Source organism: Citrobacter sp. Cpo142 (genome assembly GCF_030332425.1).
Taxonomy (GTDB): Bacteria; Pseudomonadota; Gammaproteobacteria; order Enterobacterales; family Enterobacteriaceae; genus Citrobacter; species Citrobacter portucalensis.
This window is the reverse complement of sequence record NZ_JAOWHW010000109.1, coordinates 401,100-425,434: the sequence shown is the minus strand read 5'-3', so window position 1 is coordinate 425,434 and position 24,335 is coordinate 401,100. Positions and strand designations below refer to the sequence as shown.

Annotated in this window: 22 protein-coding genes; 10 read left to right on the top strand and 12 right to left on the bottom strand. The window is 49.9% G+C overall.

Going from position 1 to position 24,335, the window contains the following annotated elements:
• Positions 1-132: 132 nt before the first annotated feature.
• Together fnr and ogt are read right to left on the bottom strand one after the other, a co-directional pair.
• Positions 133-885, bottom strand: coding sequence for a fumarate/nitrate reduction transcriptional regulator Fnr (gene fnr, locus OGY18_RS08705; protein ID WP_003020397.1), 753 nt, complete (start codon positions 883-885; stop codon positions 133-135).
• A gap of 194 nt (positions 886-1,079) precedes the next feature.
• Positions 1,080-1,595, bottom strand: coding sequence for a methylated-DNA--[protein]-cysteine S-methyltransferase (gene ogt / locus OGY18_RS08700; protein WP_267449189.1), 516 nt, complete (start codon positions 1,593-1,595; stop codon positions 1,080-1,082).
• A gap of 225 nt (positions 1,596-1,820) precedes the next feature.
• Here ogt and smrA point away from each other — a divergent pair, with 225 nt between their 5' ends.
• A complete protein-coding gene (gene smrA / locus OGY18_RS08695; RefSeq protein WP_286552649.1) occupies positions 1,821-2,384 on the top strand; it encodes a DNA endonuclease SmrA in 564 nt (187 codons plus the stop codon).
• A gap of 12 nt (positions 2,385-2,396) precedes the next feature.
• Here the strand turns inward: smrA and OGY18_RS08690 are convergent, their stop codons facing one another.
• Both OGY18_RS08690 and OGY18_RS08685 read right to left on the bottom strand, forming a co-directional pair.
• Positions 2,397-3,629: a GGDEF domain-containing protein gene (locus tag OGY18_RS08690; RefSeq protein ID WP_286552648.1), complete on the bottom strand. Its 1,233-nt coding sequence runs from the start codon at positions 3,627-3,629 to the stop codon at positions 2,397-2,399.
• Between the two features lie 68 nt (positions 3,630-3,697).
• Complete coding sequence (locus OGY18_RS08685; protein ID WP_286552704.1) at positions 3,698-5,812, bottom strand: putative bifunctional diguanylate cyclase/phosphodiesterase; 2,115 nt, start codon at positions 5,810-5,812, stop codon at positions 3,698-3,700.
• Positions 5,813-6,223: 411 nt separating this feature from the next.
• Between OGY18_RS08685 and OGY18_RS08680 the strand changes: the two genes are divergently transcribed.
• From OGY18_RS08680 to dbpA, 4 genes are all read left to right on the top strand, one after another.
• On the top strand, positions 6,224-7,333 hold the full coding sequence (locus OGY18_RS08680; protein WP_126317932.1) for a methyl-accepting chemotaxis protein: 1,110 nt from the start codon (positions 6,224-6,226) through the stop codon (positions 7,331-7,333).
• Positions 7,334-7,487: 154 nt separating this feature from the next.
• Positions 7,488-8,471 carry a zinc transporter ZntB gene (zntB, locus tag OGY18_RS08675; RefSeq protein WP_032943570.1) on the top strand — a complete coding sequence of 328 codons (984 nt, stop codon included), beginning with the start codon at positions 7,488-7,490 and terminating at the stop codon, positions 8,469-8,471.
• Between the two features lie 275 nt (positions 8,472-8,746).
• On the top strand, positions 8,747-8,914 hold the full coding sequence (ynaL, locus tag OGY18_RS08670; RefSeq protein ID WP_003833213.1) for a proline-rich small protein YnaL: 168 nt from the start codon (positions 8,747-8,749) through the stop codon (positions 8,912-8,914).
• Between the two features lie 28 nt (positions 8,915-8,942).
• Positions 8,943-10,316 carry an ATP-dependent RNA helicase DbpA gene (gene dbpA / locus OGY18_RS08665; protein WP_286552646.1) on the top strand — a complete coding sequence of 458 codons (1,374 nt, stop codon included), beginning with the start codon at positions 8,943-8,945 and terminating at the stop codon, positions 10,314-10,316.
• Between the two features lie 79 nt (positions 10,317-10,395).
• Here the strand turns inward: dbpA and ttcA are convergent, their stop codons facing one another.
• The 5 genes from ttcA to nifJ form a co-directional block, all read right to left on the bottom strand.
• Positions 10,396-11,331 carry a tRNA 2-thiocytidine(32) synthetase TtcA gene (gene ttcA / locus OGY18_RS08660; RefSeq protein WP_003833209.1) on the bottom strand — a complete coding sequence of 312 codons (936 nt, stop codon included), beginning with the start codon at positions 11,329-11,331 and terminating at the stop codon, positions 10,396-10,398.
• A 197-nt stretch (positions 11,332-11,528) separates the two neighbouring features.
• Positions 11,529-11,963: a universal stress protein UspF gene (gene uspF / locus OGY18_RS08655; RefSeq protein WP_003833207.1), complete on the bottom strand. Its 435-nt coding sequence runs from the start codon at positions 11,961-11,963 to the stop codon at positions 11,529-11,531.
• Positions 11,964-12,044: 81 nt separating this feature from the next.
• A complete protein-coding gene (locus tag OGY18_RS08650; RefSeq protein ID WP_003833205.1) occupies positions 12,045-12,257 on the bottom strand; it encodes a KTSC domain-containing protein in 213 nt (70 codons plus the stop codon).
• Positions 12,258-12,402: 145 nt separating this feature from the next.
• Entirely contained in the window at positions 12,403-13,557 is a 1,155-nt protein-coding gene (gene ompC / locus OGY18_RS08645; RefSeq protein WP_079937340.1) for a porin OmpC, read from the bottom strand.
• Positions 13,558-13,923: 366 nt separating this feature from the next.
• A complete protein-coding gene (nifJ, locus tag OGY18_RS08640; RefSeq protein ID WP_286552642.1) occupies positions 13,924-17,448 on the bottom strand; it encodes a pyruvate:ferredoxin (flavodoxin) oxidoreductase in 3,525 nt (1,174 codons plus the stop codon).
• Positions 17,449-17,723: 275 nt separating this feature from the next.
• Here nifJ and OGY18_RS08635 point away from each other — a divergent pair, with 275 nt between their 5' ends.
• Positions 17,724-17,990: a putative hemolysin gene (locus OGY18_RS08635; protein ID WP_003833199.1), complete on the top strand. Its 267-nt coding sequence runs from the start codon at positions 17,724-17,726 to the stop codon at positions 17,988-17,990.
• A gap of 13 nt (positions 17,991-18,003) precedes the next feature.
• Here OGY18_RS08635 and hslJ read toward each other — a convergent pair whose 3' ends face one another.
• Entirely contained in the window at positions 18,004-18,423 is a 420-nt protein-coding gene (gene hslJ, locus OGY18_RS08630; RefSeq protein WP_048216300.1) for a heat shock protein HslJ, read from the bottom strand.
• Positions 18,424-18,535: 112 nt separating this feature from the next.
• Entirely contained in the window at positions 18,536-19,525 is a 990-nt protein-coding gene (gene ldhA / locus OGY18_RS08625) for a D-lactate dehydrogenase (RefSeq protein ID WP_126317941.1), read from the bottom strand.
• Positions 19,526-20,141: 616 nt separating this feature from the next.
• On the opposite strand from ldhA, the gene OGY18_RS08620 reads away from it, so the two are divergent.
• The 4 genes from OGY18_RS08620 (at position 20,142) to OGY18_RS08605 (ending at position 23,619) form a co-directional block, all read left to right on the top strand.
• Positions 20,142-22,781, top strand: a complete 2,640-nt coding sequence (locus OGY18_RS08620; RefSeq protein ID WP_286552638.1) for a YdbH family protein — start codon at positions 20,142-20,144, stop codon at positions 22,779-22,781.
• Positions 22,778-22,969 carry a YnbE family lipoprotein gene (locus OGY18_RS08615; protein ID WP_008784882.1) on the top strand — a complete coding sequence of 64 codons (192 nt, stop codon included), beginning with the start codon at positions 22,778-22,780 and terminating at the stop codon, positions 22,967-22,969. The genes OGY18_RS08620 and OGY18_RS08615 overlap by 4 nt, the downstream gene beginning before the upstream one ends.
• A 7-nt stretch (positions 22,970-22,976) precedes the next feature.
• The gene (locus OGY18_RS08610; protein WP_148362672.1) at positions 22,977-23,300 is read left to right on the top strand and encodes a YdbL family probable chaperone protein; all 324 of its coding nucleotides are present in this window, start codon (positions 22,977-22,979) and stop codon (positions 23,298-23,300) included.
• A 127-nt stretch (positions 23,301-23,427) separates the two neighbouring features.
• Positions 23,428-23,619 carry a hypothetical protein gene (locus tag OGY18_RS08605; protein WP_008784880.1) on the top strand — a complete coding sequence of 64 codons (192 nt, stop codon included), beginning with the start codon at positions 23,428-23,430 and terminating at the stop codon, positions 23,617-23,619.
• Between the two features lie 43 nt (positions 23,620-23,662).
• Here OGY18_RS08605 and azoR read toward each other — a convergent pair whose 3' ends face one another.
• Positions 23,663-24,268 (bottom strand): FMN-dependent NADH-azoreductase, encoded by a 606-nt coding sequence (gene azoR / locus OGY18_RS08600; protein ID WP_003020341.1) that lies wholly within the window; start codon positions 24,266-24,268, stop codon positions 23,663-23,665.
• Positions 24,269-24,335 lie beyond the last annotated feature (67 nt).

Sequence of the window (24,335 nt, the reverse complement as noted above, 5' to 3'; positions counted from 1 at the left end):
GTCACTGCAGTTTGTAATTAAAAGAGTAACCCAATAATGTAGATTGAAACAGGGAATAACCTCCTGCCAGATCAATAAATCGGGAAAATTTAATGATTTGACAGAAGGATAACAGAGAGGCTTGCGGAAAGGTTACGCAACGTTACGCGTGTGGCCGGCAAGAACCGCCAGCGCGTCGCTGTTTTCAATAGTGATGTATTTGCCTTTCACCGCCAGCATGCCGCTTTTCTGGAAACGACCCAGCAGGCGGCTGATGGTTTCAACCGTCAGACCGAGGTAGTTACCGATGTCACCACGGGTCATGGTCAGGCGGAATTCACGAGGCGAGAATCCACGCTGGGCGAAGCGACGAGACAGATTGTAGATAAAGGCCGCCAGGCGCTCTTCAGCGTTTTTCTTCGACAACAACAGGATCATATCCTGGTCGCCTTTGATTTCGCCACTCATCAGACGCATCATCTGCTGACGCAGGTTCGGCATCTTACCGGACAGGTCATCCAGTGTTTCAAAAGGAATTTCGCATACCATTGAAGTTTCCAGCGCCTGAGCAAAGCTCGGGTGATGGCCGCTGCCAATGGCGTCAAAACCTACCAGGTCACCCGCCAGATGGAAACCGGTAATTTGCTCATCGCCTTGTTCGGTAATGGTATAGCTTTTTATCGTTCCGGAGCGGATAGCGTAGAGTGATTTAAGCTCATCACCTGCTTTAAAGAGCGTCTGCCCTTTTTGGATAGGCTTTTTGCGCTCGATGATGTTATCGAGCTGGTCAAGCTCATGCTCGTTAAGTGTGAACGGGATGCAAAGCTGGCTGATGCTGCAATCCTGGCAATGGATAGCACAACCGCCAGACTGAATGCGCCGTATAATTCGCTTTTCCGGGATCATAGGTCTGCTCAAGCCGTAATTGATATTTGTCAATTTTAACATCTTTTTGGTGAGCACGTAAGCCTGAGCTACTCCCAATAGAGAATAATTCAGGCATAACTGGAATGAATGTTTGTATCCTCTTGATTAACCACACTTAATTTAGGGTCGCATTATGCGGAAGTGTGATGAATAAGGCATTAATTGCCTGGAATCTAGAGTAGCAAATAACCTTCGTGGCGCAATAACCACTCTTTTCGTTGTACGCCGCCGGCATATCCGGTCATGGTGCCGTTGCGCCCAATGACGCGATGACAGGGGACCACAATGCTTACTGGATTGGAGCCATTAGCTGCGCCGACGGCCCTTGCAGCGCCGGGGCGTCCTAACTGTTCGGCCAGTTGACCATAGTGCATGACCTGCCCGCAGGGGATAGTGCGTAATGCTTGCCAGACTTCACGCTGGAAAGGCGTGCCAGCAGTTGCTGTTTCCAGCGTGTCAATGATGCTGAGGTTTCCGGCAAAATACTCAGAGAGTTTGTCGCTTAATCCACCTGGATTTTTGGCGGTAATGCGCTGATAACCTTCTGTACGGTAATGGATATCAAGCAATTGTTCCATGCGATCGCTGTGCTGATCCCATTCCACTGCGCGCAGGCGAAATTGTTCATCACAAATAATCCATAGCGGGCCCAGCGGCGTGTCGATGGTGTCTTCCAGTAAGTTAAGCATCCGTTTCTCTCATTACAGCATTCAGGCGAGGCTACACATTATCACGCCAGTGACCGTCGCAGCTATACCCCTAAAAACGGATATCAACTTGTCGTGAGTAGATCGGTTCAGCGCAACGGATCCGGTTAATTATTGGAAATAACCGTAAACCGTTACCGGTATAGTTGTCGGTATAATAGTGCGCGGTTATGATAATGCCCGTCGCAATATGCTGGAGGATGAAACATGAACCTTGATGATGCATCGTTGTTTCTTGACGCTATGGGGGATGTTCAACCGCTGAAAAACCGTGCCGATGTACACTGGCAGCCCATACGCAATCTTCGCACTCCGGCGCGTATCGATACGCTTCAACTGGATAATTTTCTCTCGACGGGATTTCTCGATATTGTCCCGTTAAGTGTGCCGCTCGACTTTCGTCGCGAAGGTTTACAGAACGGAGTGACTGACAAGCTGCGAAACGGGAAATACCCGCAGCAGGCAAGCCTCAATCTTATTCGCCAACCTGTTGAAACATGTCGTCAGATGCTCTTTAGTTTTATTCTGCAGGCGCAGCAAGAAGGATTGCGTAACGTGCTGGTAATACACGGCAAGGGGCGTGATGATAACTCCCATGCCAATATTATTCGCAGCTACGTGGCGCGCTGGTTGACGGAATTTGACGATGTGCAAGCATACTGCGCCGCACTGCCGCATCACGGCGGCAGCGGGGCATGTTATGTGGCATTGCGTAAAACCGCACAAGCAAAACAAGACAACTGGGAGCGTCACGCTAAACGTAGTCGCTGAACGACGTAAACATCAGGCAGCCAACACTCTGTTCCTGCCTTCGTTCTTGGCTTTGTACAACGCGTCGTCAACGCGTTTGAATAACTCATCGATACTTTCATTTGTTTCGTGCCGTGCTACACCAATACTGACGGTAAAGCGGGGAAGGCCTGGGAGAGTCACTTTGGCCACCGTCGCCCGTATCACTTCTGCGAGATTGAGGGCAGTGTCCAACGAGGTTCGCGGCAGTAGCAGCACAAATTCTTCACCTCCCCAGCGAAAAATCAGATCGTCCTTTCTCGCACAAGATTCCAGTGTGCGTGCCAGAGCGCAAAGTACCTCATCACCTTTTAAATGACCAAAAAGATCGTTAATGCTTTTAAAGCGATCGGTGTCGATCAACAGCAGGCTGTAATCCTGTGTCAATGACAACGCGTGGGTCTGTTCCGGCTCGGTTACCTGATAAAAATGTCGGCGGTTAAGCAATCCCGTTAAGGCGTCACGCAGGGCCGCACGCTCAAGCTCCTGTTCCAGCCGCTTTTGCTCGGTAATATCATGAATAATGCACAGCATGAGCTTATTACCGTAGATTTCGATTGGACCAGCATAGGTTTGTACGTGACGGGAGGTGCCGTCTGCCAGTTTATGCACAAAATGCAAAGGTTTATGGCCACCGGGAAGATGGGCGATTTCATGCATCACCGGGAGTATATGACGACCCAGCGTATTGATTTCCCATGTATGTTTCTGACACATCGTATCATGGCTATAGCCATAAAAATTTAGCGCACTGAGATTTGCATCAACGATCAGCCCATCGCGGGACGGATCGATAAGCAACATTGGGGCTGAGTTGGTCTGGAAAAAACGCGCGTAAAATCCCTGTTTTTTTCGCTGATAATTTGCTGAACGGCTCGCTTTCAGACCTTGCGAAGTCGGTGTTTCAATGCCCTCGAAAAGAATAACATCACCTGATTCCGGCAGGGTTCGGATTGACAGGCGGCTGGCCATCGCGACGTCCTCACCTTCGCGGTAAACCGTAAGGATTTCCACAATATCGTGATGATTTCTCAAATAGCTGAGATACATGGTTAAATCATTCTGGGCATGTGTTGAAAATATGCCCTTGCGGAGTAGAGAAAAGCAGGGGGCCTGCATCAGTTCCCGCGCAACGGTATTAGCGAACACCAGTTCTTCGGTATGCGGCGAAACAATCCACACCGGCAGGGTTAATAAATCCAGTGAATGCAGCTCGGTTGTGCTCATCGATAATCCCGTTATCTTTATCTGCTGTGTTGCCCGTTTAATGGCATCTGTTTTTTTATATTACAGTCTCATAATGTTATTGATTGTTGAGGAGATAAAGACTGTACAATTCGCTGTTGCTTAATGCTGCTTTCCGTTGGAATCAATTCATGGATCTGATGCGCAGGCAACGGTTTTGCAAACAAGAAACCTTGCAGCACGCCACATCCCATCTGGGTCAGGAGTATTTCCTGCTCCTGGGTCTCTATTCCTTCAGCCACCACTTGCATATTCATAGAGTGGGCTATGTCAATAATAGTAGACACAATCTTTGTATTTTTGCTGTTCTCGCTGATATCTTTAACAAATACTCTGTCAATTTTTAATTCCCGTGCCGGAAGAGACTTCAACATCAATATATTTGAATAACCGGTGCCGAAATCATCAATAGAAACGGTGATCCCTAAAGCTGAAAATGCATTCAAGACTTCAGCGCTACGTTTTAAATTTTTAAGTGCTGTACTTTCAGTCAATTCCAGCGTGAGATATGCAGGTGATAGTTGATATTGTGCAAGGGCGCTGCAAACCACATCAACGATATCATGTTGTTCAAACTGGGAAGGGGAAAGATTAACGGCGAGGGTCCATTCCGCATGGCCTTGTAACTTCCATTGATGCAACTGCTGACATGCCTGCTGGATAACCCATTTCCCGACCGGAATGATAAGGCCCGTTTCTTCCTGCGCAGGCAGAAACTCAGCGGGTAACAGCATGCCGCGTTCCGGGTGATGCCAGCGTAATAACGCTTCAAAACCGGTCAGGGAATGATCTCCGGCGGTGTATTTGGGTTGATACCAAAGCTCAAACTGATCGTGTTCCAGTGCTTGTGACAGTTCCTGTAAAAATGTCGGCGGTGTATCGGCGATAGCTTCCATTTCCGGGCTATAAATAGCCCAACCGTTTCTGCCAGCCTGTTTGACATGATACATCGCCATATCAGCCTTTACTTTTAACTCATGCAATGTGGAACCATGTTCAGGATAAATACTGCTTCCCGCACTTAACGAAACCCGAATGGTGTACCCAAACAGCGTGAAAGGATCGCCAATCGCAGCCGCAATCCGGGTCAGCAGAGCGGTGATAGTCTCTTTATTACAGTCAGGAACCAGAAGAATAAACTCATCTCCCCCCAGCCTCGCCAGCGTCATGGTGTCATCAAGGCAGCTGTAGATTCGCTGCGTACTGGCGATCAGCAACTGATCGCCGATGTGATGTCCCCAGGTATCGTTAACGACTTTGAAGCGATCGAGGTCGATGAATACCAGAGCAAATTGATGCTGATGCAGTTTGGAATGTTGTAGACAGGCCTGTAAGCAGGCATCTATCTGTGTGCGATTGGCAAGTCCGGTCAGTGCGTCGAAGTGGACCTGATGCTCAAGCTGGCAGTTAAGTTGATGTAAGTTGTCTGCCAGCCGGGAGGTACGCAGTTGCGAATCCACCATCGACACCACCAGCATGATACCCAAAATAACCAGCGTGACGGCGCAGACCCAGACAGAGAGTTCCAGTGTGCTGAGCCCATTGTGTACAGTGTGTCCAAAATGGGTGAATGTTGCCGCTCCCATCCCGGTGTAATGCATAGAGGCAATCGCCAGCGCCATAATAAGGGCGGCGACAAGCCGATTGAACAGGGCTCGACGGGTATTTTGGCGCAAATGAAACGCCAGCCACAAACCCACACCAGATGCAACGATGGCAATCATTACTGAGAGCAGTATCAGCGAATGACTCCATAGGATGGCAACATGCTCAATGATGGCATACATGCCAACGTAGTGCATGGTGACGACACCGGCGCTTAATATTCCCGTGGCAACGACTAATCGTTTTGTTGAAAGCGTATTACCTGAAATAGCGATATTAATGGCGAGAGTTGCAGAAATGAGCGCAATAAAGAAAGAAAATGCCGTGAGCGAAAAATGGTAATTGATCGGCATACTCATTTTCATGGCCAGCATACCGATAAAATGCATCGACCAAATACCCATCCCTAGCGTAGCCCCGCCAGACAACCGCCAGAAGGTAGATTCTCGTCGGTTGGATATCGCCACCTTGCCTGCACTATCGAGAGCAATAAAAGAGGCAATAAACGCGACCACAAAGGAAATCCCAATCAATACAGGGTCCCATGACACGTTCAACATCATACTACCTATCGAAAAAAGGCCGTGGTAATAAATCTAGCAGGTTTTGTCCAGTTAACATGATAAAACCAGGAATGTTCTTGTGTTTTTACACGGGTATTAGAGGGAGCAGGGCGATAGTGAAAATAACGAACCATTACTTATATAAACATTCACCAAATTTATAGTTCTGTGCGTTTTATGCTCTCTATGTGCTTGTCATCACAATAATCTGATGCCTGGCGTCATCACAGTAACTTGATGGGATAAAATACTGAACTAATAGAAATAAAAGGTGTAATTTATCGCCTTAAGTAAAAGGGCTGCAGACTCTCATTGAAAGTACAGCTTTCGTCGCAGAGCAATGGCATTCTGCATTGCAGGTGCTATAAAAAATAATATCTACGTAATTTCTTTGTGAACAGGCCTAAAATGTTAAATGATATTAGCGTCAGAACCTTTATTATTTTATTTCTGCTGATTACGGCAGTTGCTCTCAATATTGTTGAATTGATTTTTTCGGCCACTCCGGAAATTATAATTGGTACAAATGCGGTAAGCGTTATTTCTATATTATGCTTGTGGTGGTACATGACGAAATATCTGGTCATGCCGATCAATACGGTTAAAAGAAGCATTGAAGAAGTGACATCTGGGAATCTGGCGATCAGTATTCCAGAGTTTGGTAATAATTGTGCGGGTAGACTAATACCGGGCATCAATAGTTTATCGAGTAATATTTCAACACTCGTTAATGAGATCAGAACATCCTCGCAAACGGCGATGGCGCTCTCTGAACAGCTTGCGGAACGCAGCGCTGCGCTTTCAGTGAAAACGGAACAACAATCCGGAGCATTGATGCAAACAGCTGCTAATATGGATGAAATAGCCGTTAATACGCGAAATAATGCTGACAACACGCAAATCGCCAGCGTCCAGGCAACAGTTGCCACGCAATGCGCCATTCAGGGTGGAGAATTAATGGTGCAGGTTGCAACAAATATGCGATCAATCACCGAATGTGCCCAGCAGATGACGGAAATTATTACGCTGATCGATGGTATCGCATTCCAGACAAATATTCTGGCATTGAATGCTGCCGTGGAAGCGGCGAGGGCCGGTGAACATGGCAAAGGTTTTTCCGTGGTGGCCGGTGAGGTAAGAATGCTTGCACACCGTAGTGCAGATGCTGCTAAGAATATTAAGCAACTGATTGCCCAAACCCATCAAAATGTTCAGCAAGGTGCAGCTATTGTCCGTGAAGCAGAAAAAAATATGCATGACATTGTCGGTGGTGCCGGTCAATTAAACCAATTGATGGGCGAGATATTAACCACTACACAGGAGCAGGAGAAAGGAATTATCAGAATTACTCATGCACTGGCCGAACTGGAGAATGTAACCCAAAGTAATGCCATTATGGTTGATGAGCTTTCTGATTCCTCAGGTATCCTGAAAAACCAGGTGATTGATCTCCAGTCGCGAACGCATAAATTTCGCTTAAGTAACACTCTTGAGTCAGAGAGATGGCAGCGGGCTTAACAGGCCATCTAGATGCAAGCGTCGCATTCGTCGGCGCTTTTTGTATTACCTGATACTTTTATGAATCATTTCAGCACAATGGGACAATGAGATATTGCTTAACATATTCTGACGGCTAGACTAACGAAAAAAGCTGAATGATTGTGGAGGCGCTGTGGAAGCCATTAAGGGAACGGATGTTAATGTGCCGGATGCCGTGTTTGCCTGGCTGTTGGATGGCCGGGGTGGGGTGAAACCCTTGGAAGATAACGATGTTATCGACAGTCAGCATCCCTGTTGGCTACATCTTAATTATACCCATCCTGAAAGCGCGCAATGGCTGGCGACAACGCCTTTACTTCCCAATAATGTGCGTGATGCGCTGGCAGGCGAAAGTACGCGCCCACGCGTCAGCAGAGTCGGGGAAGGTACGTTGATTACACTGCGCTGTATCAACGGCAGCACCGATGAGCGACCTGACCAACTGGTGGCGATGCGTTTATATATGGATGAACGTCTGATTGTCTCAACCCGCCAGCGCAAAGTGCTGGCGCTGGATGATGTGGTCAGCGATCTCCAGGAAGGAACGGGACCGGCTGATTGTGGCAGTTGGCTGGTGGATGTTTGTGATGCGCTAACCGACCATGCCAGCGAATTTATCGAACAACTGCACGACAAAATTATCGATCTGGAAGATAACTTGCTCGATCAACAAATTCCCCCACGCGGCTTCCTGGCATTGCTGCGCAAACAGTTGATTGTAATGCGACGTTATATGGCTCCTCAGAGAGATGTTTATGCGCGTCTGGCGAGTGAACGTTTACCCTGGATGACCGACGACCATCGGAGACGGATGCAGGATATCGCTGACAGGCTGGGGAGAGGGCTGGATGAAATAGACGCCTGTATTGCCCGGACCGGTATTATGGCGGATGAAATTGCGCAGGTGATGCAGGAGTCTCTGGCTCGCCGAACGTATACAATGTCATTGATGGCAATGGTTTTTCTTCCCAGCACATTTTTAACCGGGCTTTTCGGCGTCAACCTCGGCGGTATCCCCGGCGGTGGTTGGCAGTTTGGTTTCTCACTCTTTTGTATTCTGTTAGTGGTCCTGATTGGTGGTGTTACTTTATGGTTGCATCGTAGTAAATGGTTGTAACAACAACGTTTTTTAGTGGCTTTTGCGCATGAAAACGTCCTGATTTTTGAGCGAAGTCAATAAACCATCTACCTATTCGGGGCAATATCTCTCTCGCAGGTGAATGCAACGTCAAGCGATGGGCGTTGCGCTCCATATTGTCTTACTTCCTTTTTTGAATTACTGCATAGCACAATTGATTCGTACGACGCCGACTTAGATTAGTCGGCTTTTTTTTGCTTGCAGGAAATCAGCGTCTACCCTAAAAGAGTCAACATGAATGTCTGGAGGGGCATATGACCTGTCTGATTGCAACGTCGCACACTGATTCGCTACCGACTGACCCGGTTCCCATTCCCGACCCCATTCCTCGTCCGCAGCCAATGCCGGATCCGCCGCCGGATGAAGAACCTATTAAATTGTCGCATCACGGGCACAGATCTGCGAGGATACGCGCCTGCTGAATGTGAGTTTTTACCGCGAGATTAAATTGTGACCGCTTTTTCAACCCTGAATGTTTTACCTGCTGCTCAACTCGAGAATCTTAACGAGCTGGGCTATCTTGAAATGACGCCTGTTCAGGCTGCTGCGTTACCGGCAATCCTGGCGGGTAAAGATGTTCGCGTGCAGGCTAAAACCGGCAGTGGCAAAACGGCTGCTTTTGGTCTTGGGCTATTACAGCATATTGATGCCGCGCTGTTTCAGACGCAGTCTCTGGTGCTGTGCCCAACGCGCGAGCTTGCCGACCAGGTGGCGGGTGAACTGCGTCGTTTAGCGCGCTTCCTGCCAAACACCAAGATCTTAACGCTGTGCGGTGGGCAACCTTTTGGCGCACAGCGTGACTCCCTACAACATGCACCACATATTATTGTTGCCACACCGGGTCGTTTACTTGACCACCTGCAAAAAGGCACCGTTTCTCTGGATACCCTGAATACGCTGGTTATGGATGAAGCCGACCGCATGCTGGATATGGGCTTTAGCGATGCGATTGATGATGTGATCCGCTTTGCGCCAGCGTCACGTCAGACCCTACTATTTTCCGCAACCTGGCCGGAAGCCATTGCTGCAATCAGTGGCCGGGTACAACAAAACCCATTAACGATTGAAATTGATACAGTCGATGCGTTACCGGCGATTGAACAGCAGTTTTTCGAAACCTCCAGCCACGGAAAAATTCCGCTGCTGCAAAAGCTACTCAGCCAGCATCAGCCTGCCTCGTGCGTGGTTTTTTGTAATACCAAAAAAGATTGTCAGGCCGTTTGTGATGCACTGAATGCGGCAGGGCAAAGCGCACTGTCATTACATGGCGACCTGGAGCAGCGCGATCGCGATCAGACGTTGGTTCGTTTTGCCAACGGTAGCGCGCGCGTCCTGGTTGCCACCGATGTAGCCGCACGTGGCCTGGATATCAAATCGCTTGAGCTGGTAGTTAACTTCGAACTGGCGTGGGATCCGGAAGTCCACGTCCATCGTATCGGACGTACCGCGCGTGCCGGTAACAGCGGTCTGGCGATTAGTTTCTGTGCGCCGGAAGAAGCACAGCGTGCCAATATTCTTTCTGAAATGTTGCAATTGAAGCTGAACTGGCTGCCTGCGCCAGCTAACGTGTCAATTCTGCCGCTGGAAGCAGAGATGGCGACGTTATGCATTGATGGTGGTAAAAAGGCTAAAATGCGTCCTGGCGATGTTCTGGGGGCTTTGACCGGTGATATTGGCCTGGATGGCGCCGATATCGGCAAAATTGCCGTTCATCCGGCACACGTCTATGTCGCCGTTCGCCAGAACATAGCGCACAAGGCGTGGAAGCAATTACAAAACGGTAAGATTAAAGGCAAGACTTGCCGGGTTCGGTTACTGAAATAACTGCCCGTCGGGGCGCCTGATGGCGCTCCGCTTATCAGGTCTACAACGAGCATATACACGTTGTAGACCTGACAGACGCTTACTTCACTTCCACCACGTTCAGGCGTAACTCATCCAGTTGAGCATCATCTTCTTCTGGCTGCCAGCCCGCCGGCTGCAGCGGGATCTCTTCACGATCGAACGCTAAATCACCGCCGTCCACAACTTCTGAACCGTGCTTAATGCCTTTAAAATCGAACAGATTGATATCGCTCAGATGGGAAGGTACAACGTTCTGCATCGCACTGAACATAGTTTCAATACGACCTGGATAGCGTTTATCCCAGTCACGCAGCATGTCAGCAATGACCTGACGCTGTAGGTTAGGCTGTGAGCCGCATAGGTTGCACGGAATAATTGGGAAACCTTTCGCTTCGGAGAAACGCTCGATATCTTTCTCACGACAGTAAGCCAGCGGGCGGATCACGATGTGCTTACCGTCATCACTCATCAGCTTCGGCGGCATGCCTTTCATTTTCCCGCCGTAGAACATGTTTAAAAACAGCGTTTGCAGGATGTCGTCGCGATGGTGGCCGAGCGCAATCTTGGTGGCACCTAATTCGGTTGCCGTACGGTACAGAATGCCGCGACGCAGGCGAGAGCAGAGCGAGCAGGTCGTTTTGCCTTCAGGGATTTTATCTTTGACGATCCCGTAAGTGTTTTCTTCGACAATCTTGTACTCAACGCCCAGCTGTTCCAGATACTCCGGCAGAATGTGCTCCGGGAAGCCGGGTTGTTTCTGATCGAGGTTAACCGCAACTAAGGAAAAACTGATCGGGGCGCTTTGCTGCAAATTACGCAGGATCTCCAGCATGGTATAGCTGTCTTTCCCGCCGGAAAGGCACACCATAATGCGATCGCCGTCTTCGATCATATTGAAGTCGGCAATGGCTTCGCCGACGTTACGACGCAGACGTTTTTGTAATTTGTTCAGGTTGTATTGTTCTTTCTTGCTAATATCTTGATTTTGCGACATTTAATAGAGGCTCAATTCATAGTGTGGCATCAGAAGAGTATGCATCACGCCGGATCGTCCGGCAAAAGAAGTCTGATATAAAAACTGTGGCGTGTATGGTACGGATAAGCGGGAAAAATGTCAGCACATTTAGGACAGGAATCAAGGGTAAAAGAGGTAGAAACAAAAAGCCCGCAACGATGTGCGGGCCAGACAGCTTAGCGGACTACCAGTACCGAACACTCCGCATGACGCACCACGGCTGCGGCGTTAGAGCCCAGCAGGTAGGTGGTGATGTCAGGTCGGTGTGAGGCAATAATGACCATATCGGCCGGTAATTTTTTGGCGATCTCAAGAATCTTGTCTTTCGGCGCACCTTCTGCGACATGAACGTGCACTCGGTCCGTTGGGATATTGAACTTCTTGATAATCTCTTCCAGTTGAGATTTTGCTTCGGCTTTCAGATCGTCCATGGCCGGTAACTCTGCCGAGTAGGCCAGTCCCAGGGAAGCGTAATAAGGCAAGGACGGAATGACGGTCAAAAAATGAACCTGCGCATCGTCAATCTTTGCTTCTGCTTCAACATGGGCAATAACGCGTTGAGTTAATTCTGAGTCTGAAATATCGATGGGTACAAGAATCGTTCTGTTCATAAAACCTCCTGTTTAAGTATCCTCTTAAAGCTTACCGCGTAATGGCACTTTATGTACAATGACAAAGATCACATTTCGGCATCACTTTATTTTGATTTCAGGAAATTTGCCTTTTATTACCCCATCGTAAAATCGGCCTTTAGAGACCACGATCAGGAAATCACGAAAAATACGGGCAGGGACCTGTTGATATTGCAGGGTAGCCAACTGGTGAAAGCGAATTTCTAGCGTGCAAGAGGATTCGTCATAGCCGACGGATGCAATACGGGATGATTTTACAGGATGATGATTCATTGCAGGTATCCTCTACTGCAGACCTTAATGCAAGATATCATCTATCAGAGATGTGTTTTAGCGCAACAGATATAATGTTTTGATCTGGATAAAACAGAATTGTTAGAACATAAAGAGAGCCCGCTGTTGCCAGCGGGCTGACGGATTAGAACTGGTAAACCATACCCAGTGCTACAGTGTCATCAGTAGAGATGTCATTGCCAGCATAGAAGCTGTCGTCTTCGTCCAGCAGGTTGATTTTGTAATCAACGTAGGTGGAGAAGTTTTTGTTGAAGTAGTAAGTAGCGCCTACAGAAGCATATTTAACCAGATCTTTATCGCCGCTAGTTCCTGCAGGATTTGCCGCATTTCCGGACAAGGACAGATCCTTACCTTTAGACATCAGGAAAGAAACCTCCGGACGCAGACCGAAGTCGAACTGGTATTGCGCAGTCACTTCAAAGTTCTGAGTTTTGTTGGCAATAGTATTATCACTACCGTCAGAACCACCATACGGAGTCATATTGCGGGTTTCAGAGTACATAGTTGCCAGGTAGATATTGTTCGCGTCGTATTTCAGACCAGCAGTCCATGCGTCAGCTTTATCACCCCCTGCAGTCGAATGGTTTACCTGCTCGTTAGTACGGTCAGAAGAAGTGTATGCGGCACCGAAGCTCACGCCCATACCCAGATCGTAGGTAGAGGAGATACCGAAGCCGTCACCGTTAGAGTTCTTCATGTTACGATCGTCGCCACCGTTATTGGTGCCTTCTTGCTCTGGTGACTGATTTTCGTTCGCACCCTGGTACTGCAGCGCAACGTTCAGACCGTCAACCAGACCAAAGAAGTCGGTGTTACGGTAGGTTGCAACACCGTTTGCACGACCGGTCATGAAGTTGTCTGCTTTGGTGTAAGAGTCGCCACCGAATTCTGGCAGCATATCGGTCCAGCCTTCAACGTCGTACATGACGCCGTAGTTACGGCCGTAGTCGAATGAACCGTAGTCGCCGACTTTAATACCTGCGAATGCCAGACGAGTCCAGGAGTCGCCTTTATCGCCTTCGGTGCCGTTGGCCTGAATCTGATATTCCCACTGGCCATAACCGGTGATCATATCGTTAACCTGAGTTTCGCCTTTGAAGCCCATACGCATATAAGTCTGATCGCCATCGCTGTTAGCGTCGTCAGAGAAATAATGCAGGCCGTCTACTTTGCCATAGAGATCTAATTTGTTGCCGTCTTTATTGTAAACTTCAGCAGCGTGAGCCGCGCCTGCAGCCAGCAGGGCAGGAATTACGAGAGCCAGTACTTTTCTGTTCATTGAAATAATCCTTTAGTTTTTTTATTAACCTGTGACTACCCATGTAGGGAGTAAAAGCATGCTAAAGGAGAAGTTCCGTAAAGAGATAAATATGAATTGTTACGTCTTAAGTAAAACCTTAAATAAATAATTCTACGGAAATGGTGATAATTTTCGTGAATGTGTATATCGGATATATATAAAATAAAAATTATACAAGTGAATTGTGTTGGGCTATTCTGCGCGTGTTATATGCCTTTATTGTCACGCTTTATTTTTCGTTGGTATATTGATGGTAATTATTAATTAGCCAGCGAATAAATTGACAAGCCCGAACAACTGTTCGGGCTTTTTTTTTGGTTCCGGGTTAATACTGAGATAAAAGTATTATTCGGTACTGCTCTTTTCCGCTTTGCCTGCCAGTTGGGCCAGGAAGTCGTAGCGTTTTTGTAGATCGGCTGCGGCGTCTTTCCACAGCTGTTCTGCAACTTCTGGCTGTTGGGCATTCAGGCGGCGGAAGCGCTGCTCGTTAAGCAATGTTTCGGCCAGCGTGTCTGACGGTGGGCGAGAGTCCAGCGCCAGCGGCAATTTACCGTCGTCTGCACGACGCGGGTCAAAGCGGTATAGCGGCCAGAATCCGGTTGCCGTCAGCTGACGCATCTGATCGTGGCTTAGCGCGAGATCATAGCCATGCTCTTCACATGGGCTATAGGCGATAATCAGCGACGGACCCGGATAGGCTTCCGCTTCCTGGATAGCTTTTACCGTCTGATTCAACTGGGCACCCAGAGAAATCTGCGCGACATAAACATGTCCGTACATCATCATACTGACGCCCAGATCTTTGCGTGCCTTGCGCTTGCCATGTTCACCAAATTTGGTAACCGCCCCGAGCGGCGTGGCTTTCGACGCTTGTCCGCCTGTGTTGGAGTAACACTGAGTATCCAGTACCAGAATATTGACGTTCTCGGTCAGACTCAGGACGTGATCCAGCCCGCCAAAACCAATATCGTAAGCCCAGCCATCGCCGCCAATTAACCAGATGGACTTCTCAACTAACGCGTCGGCATCGGTTAACAGTTGCTGCGCACCTTCAACATCTTTCAGATGCTGGCGCAGCGCGGCAACTTGTTCACGACGTACTTCTGGCGTCGCTTCAGCATGCAGGGCATCGTTCAGTTCAGCCGGAATATTATCGGCAAACTGTTCCAGCAAACGCATGACGCGCACACGGTGTTGATCCACCGTCAGACGGAAGCCCAGACCAAACTCGGCGTTATCTTCGAACAGAGAGTTTGCCCACGCCGGTCCACGGCCCTTGGCATCGGTGGTATACGGCGTTGAGGGGAGGTTACCGCCATAAATTGATGAACAGCCGGTCGCGTTAGCGATCAGCATGCGGTCACCGTACAGCTGCGTAAGCAGTTTGATATACGGCGTTTCACCACAACCAGAACAGGCGCCGGAATATTCAAACAGCGGAGTGATTAACTGCGAGGTACGGATATCAATGCGTTCAAGCTTGCTGCGGTCGATCTCCGGCAGATTGAGGAAGAAGTCATAGTTAACTTTTTCCTCTTCAACATGCTCAAGGCGCGACATCATATTGATGGCCTTGATTTCCGGGTTTTGGCGATCTTTCGCCGGGCAAACTTCGACGCATAGATTACACCCGGTGCAATCCTCTGGTGCAACCTGCAGGACATACTTCTGACCGCGCATATCGCGAGATTTCACATCCAAAGAATGCAGGCTGGCAGGAGCGTTTTCCATCGCTTCAGGTGAAACCACTTTGGCGCGGATTGCCGAGTGCGGGCAAGCGGCAACGCAGTGGTTACACTGAGTACACAGCTCTTCCTTCCAGATGGGGATCTCTTCGGCGATATTACGCTTTTCCCAACGCGTGGTGCCCATTGGCCAGGTGCCGTCTGGCGGCAGCGCGGATACGGGAAGGGCATCACCCAGACCGGCGAGCATTGCCGCGGTGACTGTTTTCACGAAATCAGGTGCGGCATCAGAAACCACCGGAGGGCGGTTTGCGCTGTGCGGATCAACTGGCTGGAGTGCTACTTCGGCGACGGATTCGCGCGCCAGGGCCAGAGCCTGCCAGTTACGTTCAACCAGGTCCTGTCCTTTACTGCTGTAACTTTTCGCAATCGCACCCTGCAATTCAGCCAACGCGCTGTCGCCGGGTAAGATTTGCGTCAAATGGAAGAATGCCATTTGCATCACGGTGTTAATACGCGCTGCCAGACCGCATTCGCGGGCGATTTTGGCCGCATTAATCACGTAGAAACGGGCTTGCTTCTGATTTAGTACCGCCTGAACTTCCTGCGGCAAACGCGCCCAGACTTCATCCACGTTGTAAGGGGTATTAAGCAGGAAGATACCGCCTGGTTTCAGGCGCTCGGCCATCTGATACTTATCGATAAATTGCAGCTGGTGACAGCCAACAAAATCGGCTTGCGACACCAGATATGCCGATCGAATAGGCTGCTCGCTGACGCGCAGGTGGGAAACCGTCAGACCGCCTGCTTTTTTCGAGTCATAGACGAAATAACCCTGTGCATACCATGGCGTAGAGTTACCAATAATCTTGATATTGTTTTTGGTGGCTGACACGCTACCGTCGCTGCCCAGCCCGTAAAACAGCGCTTCGAGCTTAGCTGTACCGGGCAGGGTGTTTTCCGGTAACGGTAGCGACAAGTTGGTGACATCATCATAAATGCCGACCGTAAAGCGAGGTTTCGGTTTCGCGCTGCTCAGCTCATTAAAGACCGCCATGACGCAGTCTGGACCAAACTCTTTGGAAGAAAGGCCATAACGTCCGCCAATCACTCGCGGTAGCGTTTCTCGCTCGCCACAGTTGAAGGCTTCCGCCAATGCGGTCATCACATCCAGATACAACGGTTCTGCCTGTGCGCCGGGCTCTTTCGTGCGATCCAGGACGGCGATGCTGCGTACGGTTTCCGGCAGCGCGCGCAGTAAATGTCTGGCAGAGAATGGACGGAACAGACGCACTTTCAGAACGCCAACTTTCTCGCCACGCGCCAGCAGATCTTCCACGACTTCTTCACAGGTTCCAATTGCCGAGCCCATTAAGATAATGACGCGCTCAGCCTGAGGATGGCCGTAATATTCAAATGGCTGGTACTGGCGACCTGTCGCTGCGGCGAAATCGTTCATCGCCTGTTCTACATGATCGTAAACCGCGTTGTACCACGGGTTTGTTGCCTCGCGTGACTGGAAATAGGTGTCCGGGTTCGCAGACGTACCGCGAATAACCGGATGCTCTGGATTAAGCGCCCGAGCGCGATGAGCATCGATTTCCGCCTGCGGCATCAGTCCAAGGATCGTGTCGTCGGCCAGTGGCACAATTTTATTGATTTCATGGGATGTACGGAAACCATCAAAAAAATGAATGAACGGAACCCGGCTTTTCAGGGTAGCTATTTGCGAAATCAGTGCAAAGTCCTGTGCCTCCTGAACGCTGCTGGCACACAGCATCGCACATCCTGTCTGGCGCACCGCCATCACGTCGGAATGATCGCCAAAGATTGATAATGCGTGAGTAGCAATTGTACGAGCCGCAACGTGCAGTACAAACGGGGTCAACTGACCGGCCAGTTTGTACAGCGTTGGGATCATCAGCAACAGGCCCTGCGATGAGGTAAACGACGTAGAGAGCGCACCTGTCTGCAACGCGCCATGAACGGTTGCGATCGCGCCGCCTTCTGACTGCATTTCTACGACGCGAGGGGTATCCCCCCACACGTTCTTAAGCCCGTTCCCGGCCCAGGCATCCGCCTGCTCAGCCATCGTCGAACTGGGCGTAATCGGGTAGATGGCGATAACCTCGCTGGTACGAAATGCGACTGAAGCAACCGCACCATTACCGTCAATTGTGATCATACTGACACCCTTACATTGCGCAAAAAGAGGGACTCGCATAACGGCGGCGAATCCTGGTTGTTATCTTTCTATTTTAGCAAAAGCGCTAAAGAGAGATTTTCGCTTTTGTGTCCTTGGAATAAACAGAATGAATGGTTTGATCAAAGGAGCAGGCAAAAAATTGCCAGAAAATGTAAACAGTGCGCATAAATGCGTATTTTGCCTCTCGACGGCGGTGTTTCCGCTGCCTATTATTTATGGCTGTGTCGTTTGGTTAATATTCAGAGGGGAGTAAGATGCGCGCAGCGTTTTGGGTAGGATGTGCCGCGTTATTATTATCGGCTTGTAGCAGCGAACCTGTTCAGCAGGCAACCGCCGCGCATGTCGCACCGGGCATGAAGGCAGCAATGTCCAGTTCTGGAGAAGCTAATTGCGCCATGATTGGCGGTTCGCTCTCTGTTGCTCGTCAACTGGATGGTTCAGCCATCGGGATGTGCGCGCTACCCAACGGCAAACGCTGTAGTGAGCAGTCGCTTGCCGCCGGAAGTTGTGGGAGCTACTGAGTCTCCGCGTTTCCTACATTAAATCCGCGAGTTTATACGTCAGCGTTTGTTCTGCTGTCGCCAGCGTTAACTGGTCAGCAGTTAGATCGACCTGTGCGCCTTGCTTAAACATTTCGCTGACGATCCCGTCGAGCGCGTTAAGCTGCGGATCGGCGCACATCATACGCGTCATCGCCATATCTTTTACCTTCAACTCACCGTCGGACAGCTTGCCCTGGCCGTGGAATTGATTACACATCTTGCCTGATACCGTCATGTTTTCGCCAAAACTTAACTCAGGTGGGTTGTTGGTGGCGGTGACGGCTTTACCATTCACGCTTTGCAAAACGAAGCGGTGATGCTGCAACTGTTCGCGATTGACGGAAACTTTTCCATTGCTCACACAGCCAGCCATCAGCATGCTGAGCGCAATCAACGTGACAACTTTCTTCATTAAATTTCTCTACGTTTGTGACGGGAATACATTCAATATAATAATGATACTGAATGTTTTATCATCGGTGATTGTCTGAAAATGCCCCCCTGACGTCAGGGGAGCACAGAGATTAGAAGAGGGCGTTTGGACAGGTCTCGCCTTTGGATATTTGTGCCAGATTCTGTAGCGTAGTCTCAGAAATACTGGTCAACGCTTCAGCTGTCAGGAATGCCTGATGACCGGTAAACAGCACGTTATGGCAGGCTGACAGACGACGGAACACATCATCCTGAATGACGTCATTAGATTTATCTTCAAAGAACAGATCGCGTTCGTTCTCATACACGTCCATACCCAGAGAACCAATTTTCTGGTTTTTCAGCGCGTCGATAGCGGCTTGTGAGTCGATCAATGCACCACGACTGGTGTTAATGACCATCACGCCATTTTTCATTTGCTCAAAGGCTTCGTGATTGAGCAGATGATAATTCTCCGGTGTTAACGGGCAGTGCAGAGAGATGACATCGGACTCGGCAAACAGCGTTTTAAGATCGACATATTCAACGCCTAACTCCAGCGCAGCAGCGCTCGGGTAAGGATCGAACGCCAGCAGACGCATACCAAAACCTTTCAGGATCCGCAGTGCAGCGATACCGATTTTACCGGTACCGATCACCCCAGCGGTTTTGCCATACATAGTAAAACCGGTCAGCCCCTCAAGAGAGAAGTTGGCATCACGGGTACGCTGATAGGCGCGGTGGATACGGCGATTCAGCGTCATCATCATGCCAATCGCATGCTCTGCGACGGCCTCTGGTGAATAAGCTGGAACACGAACCACCTGCAGACCCAGCTCTTTTGCTGCGTCGAGATCGACGTTATTGAACCCGGCGCAGCGCAGCGCGATATATTTCACGCCATGCTTTTTCAGTTCTTCCAGAACGGGGCGGCTGCCATCGTCGTTGACGAAAATGCACACGGCTTCGCAGCCATTGGCGGTTTTGGCTGTTTTTTCCGTCAACAGAAAGTCAAAGAATTCAAGTTCAAAACCAAAAGCCTCGTTAACCTGCTGCAGATACTTCTTGTCGTACTGTTTTGTACTATAGATGGCGAGTTTCATAAGACTTTCTCCAGTGATTTTGACGTCACATTAATTCAATTCAAATTATTTTACAAAATCTAAAAAGTTATTGATAGTCATAGGCGTAATGAATAATTTCAGCGTATCTGTTGTTAGTGTGGGCAGGTTACACAATTTCAACAACTGGATATTTTTCTATCCAACTCAACACCCGAATATCGCGGCAGGTAAAAAGCCAGCCGAATCACATCCGGACAGCTACGCTTATACAGGTAGCAATTATCGGGAGGGGTTATGCTGACTCACTCTGAAGCAAAACGATGGGCCACCCTAATGCTCAAGGCGGCATTATGCGATGGTATGAAACCTGATGAGATTTCCCGGCAGGTACATCTGGTCTGCGATCATCATGGTAGGGAGTGCCTCGAAGAACTCATTGAGGAAATTCTGATAGAAGCAGGTCGTATCGGACCTAAACATAGCGATGGACAACTGAGGCCTCATTGAGTCTGAATCTTAATATCCCCGACGGCACGTGTAACAGCGTGCCTGTAAATCGGTTATCTATCCTTAATGTGGGCATATCCAGTTAAACATGCCACAATACAGGCCTAAACCGGCTTAAATTTTTGCTAAATCAGGATATTAACTACCCATGAAGGGTAAATATAAAGCCGTTCTGGCACTCCTCTTATTATTGATTCTCGTGCCGCTGACGCTAGTGATGACGCTTGGCCTGTGGGTGCCTACGTTGGTGGGTATCTGGTTACCCGTTGGAACACGCATCGCGCTGGATGAGAGCCCGCGGCTGACACGGCATGGGTTGCATATACCTGAACTCCGCTATCTGGTTGAAGATTGCCCGCTAGCACGCATCACTCAGGCGGATCTGTCTCACCCCAGCCGCTGGGCGCTGAATGTCGGGACCATTGAGTTGGATTCAGCTTGCCTGGCCAAATTGCCGCAGGCAGAGCCATCGCCGGTAGCGCCTAAAACGCTGGCTGAATGGCAGTCAATGCTGCCCAATACCTGGATTAACATCGACAAACTTATCCTTTCTCCATGGCAGGAATGGCAGGGAAAACTGTCACTCTCGCTCACTCCCTCTACTCAACAGCTGCGTTACCAGGGTGAAAAAGTTAAATTTCAGGGGCGTTTGCACGGGCAAAACCTCACGGTAACGGAGCTGGATGTTGCGGCATTTGAAGGCCTGCCGCCAGTAAAACTGGTCGGTGAATTTACGATGCCACTGGTGCCCGATGGACTACCGGTAAGCGGTCATGCGGTTGCGACGTTAAGTTTGCCGCAAGAGCCTACGCTTGTGGACGCCGAACTGGAGTGGCAACAAAACAGCGGACAACTGATCGTGATGGCGCGGGATAATGCCGATCCGCTGCTTGACCTTCCGTGGGAAATAACACGCCAGCAACTGACCATCAGCGACGGACGCTGGAACTGGCCTTATCAGGGATTCCCTTTAAGTGGCCGGCTGGGCATGAAAGTTGAAAACTGGCAGGCCGGACTGGAAAACGCGGTGGTGAGCGGGCGTCTGAACATTCTGACGCATGGCGATGCCGGTAAAGGAAACGCCGTATTAACGCTGGGGCCAGGTAAGCTTGGCATGGATAGTAGCGATATGCCGCTACAGTTGACCGGTGAAGCGAAACAGGGCGATCTGATCTTCTACGCGAAATTACCCGCCAGACTCACCGGAAGTCTGAACGATCCGCAATTGGCTTTCGAGCCAGGGGCGCTGCTGCGCTCACGTGGACGGGTGATTGATTCGCTGGATATTGACGAGATTCGCTGGCCGCTGGCAGGGGTTAAAGTTACGCAACGCGGTGTGGATGGGCGTCTGCAGGCTATTTTACGTGCGCATGAAAACCAGATGGGGGGCTTTGAATTGCATCTGGATGGCCTGGCAAATGATTTTCTTCCTGATGCCGGTCGTTGGCAGTGGCGATATTGGGGTAAAGGCAGCTTTACGCCGATGCATGCGCGTTGGGACGTGGCGGGTAAAGGGGAATGGCATGACAACACCCTGAAGCTATTTGATCTTTCCACCGGATTTGATCATCTGCAATACGGCACGATGAAGGTGGAAAACCCACGTCTGGTGATGGACGAACCGATAGTCTGGGTGCGTGATGCAACCAAACCAACATTTAGCGGCGCACTGTCGCTGGACGCAGGGAGCACCACCTTCACCGGGGGAAGCGTGTTACCACCATCGACGCTGAAGTTCAGCGTGGAAGGTAGCGATCCGACAATTTTCCAGTTCAAAGGCCAGCTTCACGCGGGGGCGATTGGACCCGTACAGCTGAATGGTCGTTGGGACGGTATCCGCCTGCGCGGACAGGCCTGGTGGCCAAAACAATCGCTCACCGTATTCCAGCCTCTGGTCCCACCTGACTGGAAAATGAAGCTACGTGAAGGTGAGCTGTACGCGCAGGTCGCGTTCTCGGCAGCCCCGGAGCAGGGCTTTGAAGCGGGCGGTCATGGAGTGTTAAAAGGCGGTAGCGCCTGGATGCCCGATAACCAAATCAACGGTGTCGATTTTGTATTGCCTTTCCGGTTTAGTGAAGGTGCATGGCAGTTGGGTACGCGTGGACCTATTTCACTGCGTATTGCGGAAGTGGTCAATCAGGTGACGGTGAGGAATATCGCTGCCGATCTGCAGGGGGCGTACCCCTGGAGTGAAAACAATCCGTTACTGTTGAGCGATGTCAGCGCCGACCTGCTGGGGGGCAAAATCATCATGCAGCAACTGCGAATGCCGCAGCATGATCCGGCCTTATTGCGAGTGCAGAATATCTCTTCCAGCGAGCTTATCAGCGCGGTTAACCCCAAACAGTTCGCCATGTCTGGCCCGGTCAGTGGCGCGTTGCCATTATGGCTGGATAACGAAAAATGGATCATTAAAGACGGCTGGTTGACTAATCCAGGGCCGATGACGTTGCGTATTGATAAGGACACTGCGGATGCGGTTGTCAAAGATAACATGGCTGCGGGGGCGGCCATTAACTGGCTGCGTTATATGGAAATAAGCCATTCGTGGACGAAAATAAATCTGGATAACCTCGGTGTCTTAACCATGCAGTCAACCGTGACTGGCAATAGTCGGGTGGATGGCAAAGTAGGTACGGTTAATTTGAATTATACCCACGAAGAAAACGTCTTTACGCTATGGCGCAGTTTGCGTTTTGGCGACAATTTACAGGCATGGCTTGAACAAAATGCAGCGCTGCCGGAAACCCATTGCCCGGAAGGCAAGGAATGTGAGGAACAACAATGAAAACGATAGCTGCCATGCTGGGTCTGCTGACTTCATCTCTGCTGGTAGGGTGCACTCCCAGAATCGAAGTGGCTGCGCCAAAAGAGCCCATCACCATTAATATGAACGTCAAAATCGAGCATGAGATCCATATCAAAGTTGATAAAGACGTCGAAAGCTTATTGAAATCGCGCAGCGATTTGTTCTGAGGTCATGATGAGAAAACAGTTTGCAGTGGCGCTGGTCGTCCTGAGTTTACTCAGTAGCAATGCGTGGGCATTGACCCTGAATGAAGCCAGAACGCAGGGTCGAGTAGGGGAAACGCTCAATGGCTATCTGGTTGCATTGCAAACCGATGCCGAAACGCAGGCACTGGTGAGTGAGATTAATAAAGCGCGCCACGCCAGCTATCAGCAACTGGCAGAGAGCAATAATATTCCGCCAGATGAAGTGGCGAAAATGGCCGGGCAAAAGCTGGTTGCTCGAGCGAAACCGGGAGAGTATGTGCAGGGTATTAATGGTAAGTGGTTGAAAAAATAGTAAATCGTTTTTTCACACAGCCAGAGGGACACGACGCTGAATTATTCATCGACATCGCAATAGTTGCCACACGGCATAAAATGGATGCTGGTATAGTCCAACACCGGTCGCGTCGTGGGGTGAAATCATGTGGCTTCTCAAGTGGTACGTCTGGAATCGTTGGGTATTCAAGCTGTTAAGCCGGGATGTCGCGGAGCCTGAACAATTTTTGCTTCATTGCTGGGAAGAGAATCTGGCGAAATGCAGGGATTATGCAACCATCTGGCGTGATATTAATCGCATTCACGGCAAACAGATACAGATGCAGGGAAAGAAGTAAGTGTCGGAGAAACCCTCCCACCGGATGGTGAGAGGGGGAATTATCAGGCAGCTACCACGCTGTCGATAGCGGCTTTCGCGTCGGACTGTGCTTTAGACGCCACTTCCGGGCCGTAAGCAATACCTTCAGCAAAGACGACATTCACGTCGGTGATGCCGATAAAGCCCAGGAATACGTTCAGGTACGGCGTGATCAGGTCGGTTGGTGTGTCTTTATGAATACCACCACGGCTGGTCAGCACCACCGCGCGTTTACCTGTCACCAGACCTTCCGGGCCTTTCTCGGTATAACGGAAAGTCACACCGGCGCGGGCAATCAGGTCAAAGTAGTTTTTCAGCTGCGTTGGGATGTTGAAGTTGTACATCGGCGCGGCGATAACAATCACATCATGCGCTTTCAGCTCAGCAATCAGCTCATCGGACAGCGCCAGCGCTTCTTGCTGACGCGGTGTCAGCGGTGTATCGCTCGGGCGCATCGCACCCACCAGTTCGCCATCCAGTACCGGTACAGGATTTGCAGCCAGGTCACGGACAGTGATTTCATCAGCAGAGTGCTTTTCACGCCACTGTTCAACAAAATAATCAGACAACTGACCAGACTGAGAGTACCCTGCCAGAATACTGGATTTAAGAACTAATACCTTGCTCATGGGTGTTTCCTTTTATGTGTTTGAAGGGGGAGTGCCCCGTTGCTTGTTGACACTTTATTCACAATCC

Bases quoted from the DNA above. Each gene is read 5' to 3' on its own strand.
- fnr (WP_003020397.1), bottom strand. From the start codon at position 885: ATGATCCCGGAAAAGCGAATTATACGGCGCATTCAGTCTGGCGGTTGT.
- ogt (WP_267449189.1), bottom strand. From the start codon at position 1,595: ATGCTTAACTTACTGGAAGACACCATCGACACGCCGCTGGGCCCGCTA.
- smrA (WP_286552649.1), top strand. From the start codon at position 1,821: ATGAACCTTGATGATGCATCGTTGTTTCTTGACGCTATGGGGGATGTT.
- OGY18_RS08690 (WP_286552648.1), bottom strand. From the start codon at position 3,629: ATGAGCACAACCGAGCTGCATTCACTGGATTTATTAACCCTGCCGGTG.
- OGY18_RS08685 (WP_286552704.1), bottom strand. From the start codon at position 5,812: ATGTTGAACGTGTCATGGGACCCTGTATTGATTGGGATTTCCTTTGTG.
- OGY18_RS08680 (WP_126317932.1), top strand. From the start codon at position 6,224: ATGTTAAATGATATTAGCGTCAGAACCTTTATTATTTTATTTCTGCTG.
- ynaL (WP_003833213.1), top strand. From the start codon at position 8,747: ATGACCTGTCTGATTGCAACGTCGCACACTGATTCGCTACCGACTGAC.
- ttcA (WP_003833209.1), bottom strand. From the start codon at position 11,331: ATGTCGCAAAATCAAGATATTAGCAAGAAAGAACAATACAACCTGAAC.
- uspF (WP_003833207.1), bottom strand. From the start codon at position 11,963: ATGAACAGAACGATTCTTGTACCCATCGATATTTCAGACTCAGAATTA.
- OGY18_RS08650 (WP_003833205.1), bottom strand. From the start codon at position 12,257: ATGAATCATCATCCTGTAAAATCATCCCGTATTGCATCCGTCGGCTAT.
- ompC (WP_079937340.1), bottom strand. From the start codon at position 13,557: ATGAACAGAAAAGTACTGGCTCTCGTAATTCCTGCCCTGCTGGCTGCA.
- nifJ (WP_286552642.1), bottom strand. From the start codon at position 17,448: ATGATCACAATTGACGGTAATGGTGCGGTTGCTTCAGTCGCATTTCGT.
- OGY18_RS08635 (WP_003833199.1), top strand. From the start codon at position 17,724: ATGCGCGCAGCGTTTTGGGTAGGATGTGCCGCGTTATTATTATCGGCT.
- hslJ (WP_048216300.1), bottom strand. From the start codon at position 18,423: ATGAAGAAAGTTGTCACGTTGATTGCGCTCAGCATGCTGATGGCTGGC.
- ldhA (WP_126317941.1), bottom strand. From the start codon at position 19,525: ATGAAACTCGCCATCTATAGTACAAAACAGTACGACAAGAAGTATCTG.
- OGY18_RS08620 (WP_286552638.1), top strand. From the start codon at position 20,142: ATGAAGGGTAAATATAAAGCCGTTCTGGCACTCCTCTTATTATTGATT.
- OGY18_RS08615 (WP_008784882.1), top strand. From the start codon at position 22,778: ATGAAAACGATAGCTGCCATGCTGGGTCTGCTGACTTCATCTCTGCTG.
- OGY18_RS08610 (WP_148362672.1), top strand. From the start codon at position 22,977: ATGAGAAAACAGTTTGCAGTGGCGCTGGTCGTCCTGAGTTTACTCAGT.
- OGY18_RS08605 (WP_008784880.1), top strand. From the start codon at position 23,428: ATGTGGCTTCTCAAGTGGTACGTCTGGAATCGTTGGGTATTCAAGCTG.
- azoR (WP_003020341.1), bottom strand. From the start codon at position 24,268: ATGAGCAAGGTATTAGTTCTTAAATCCAGTATTCTGGCAGGGTACTCT.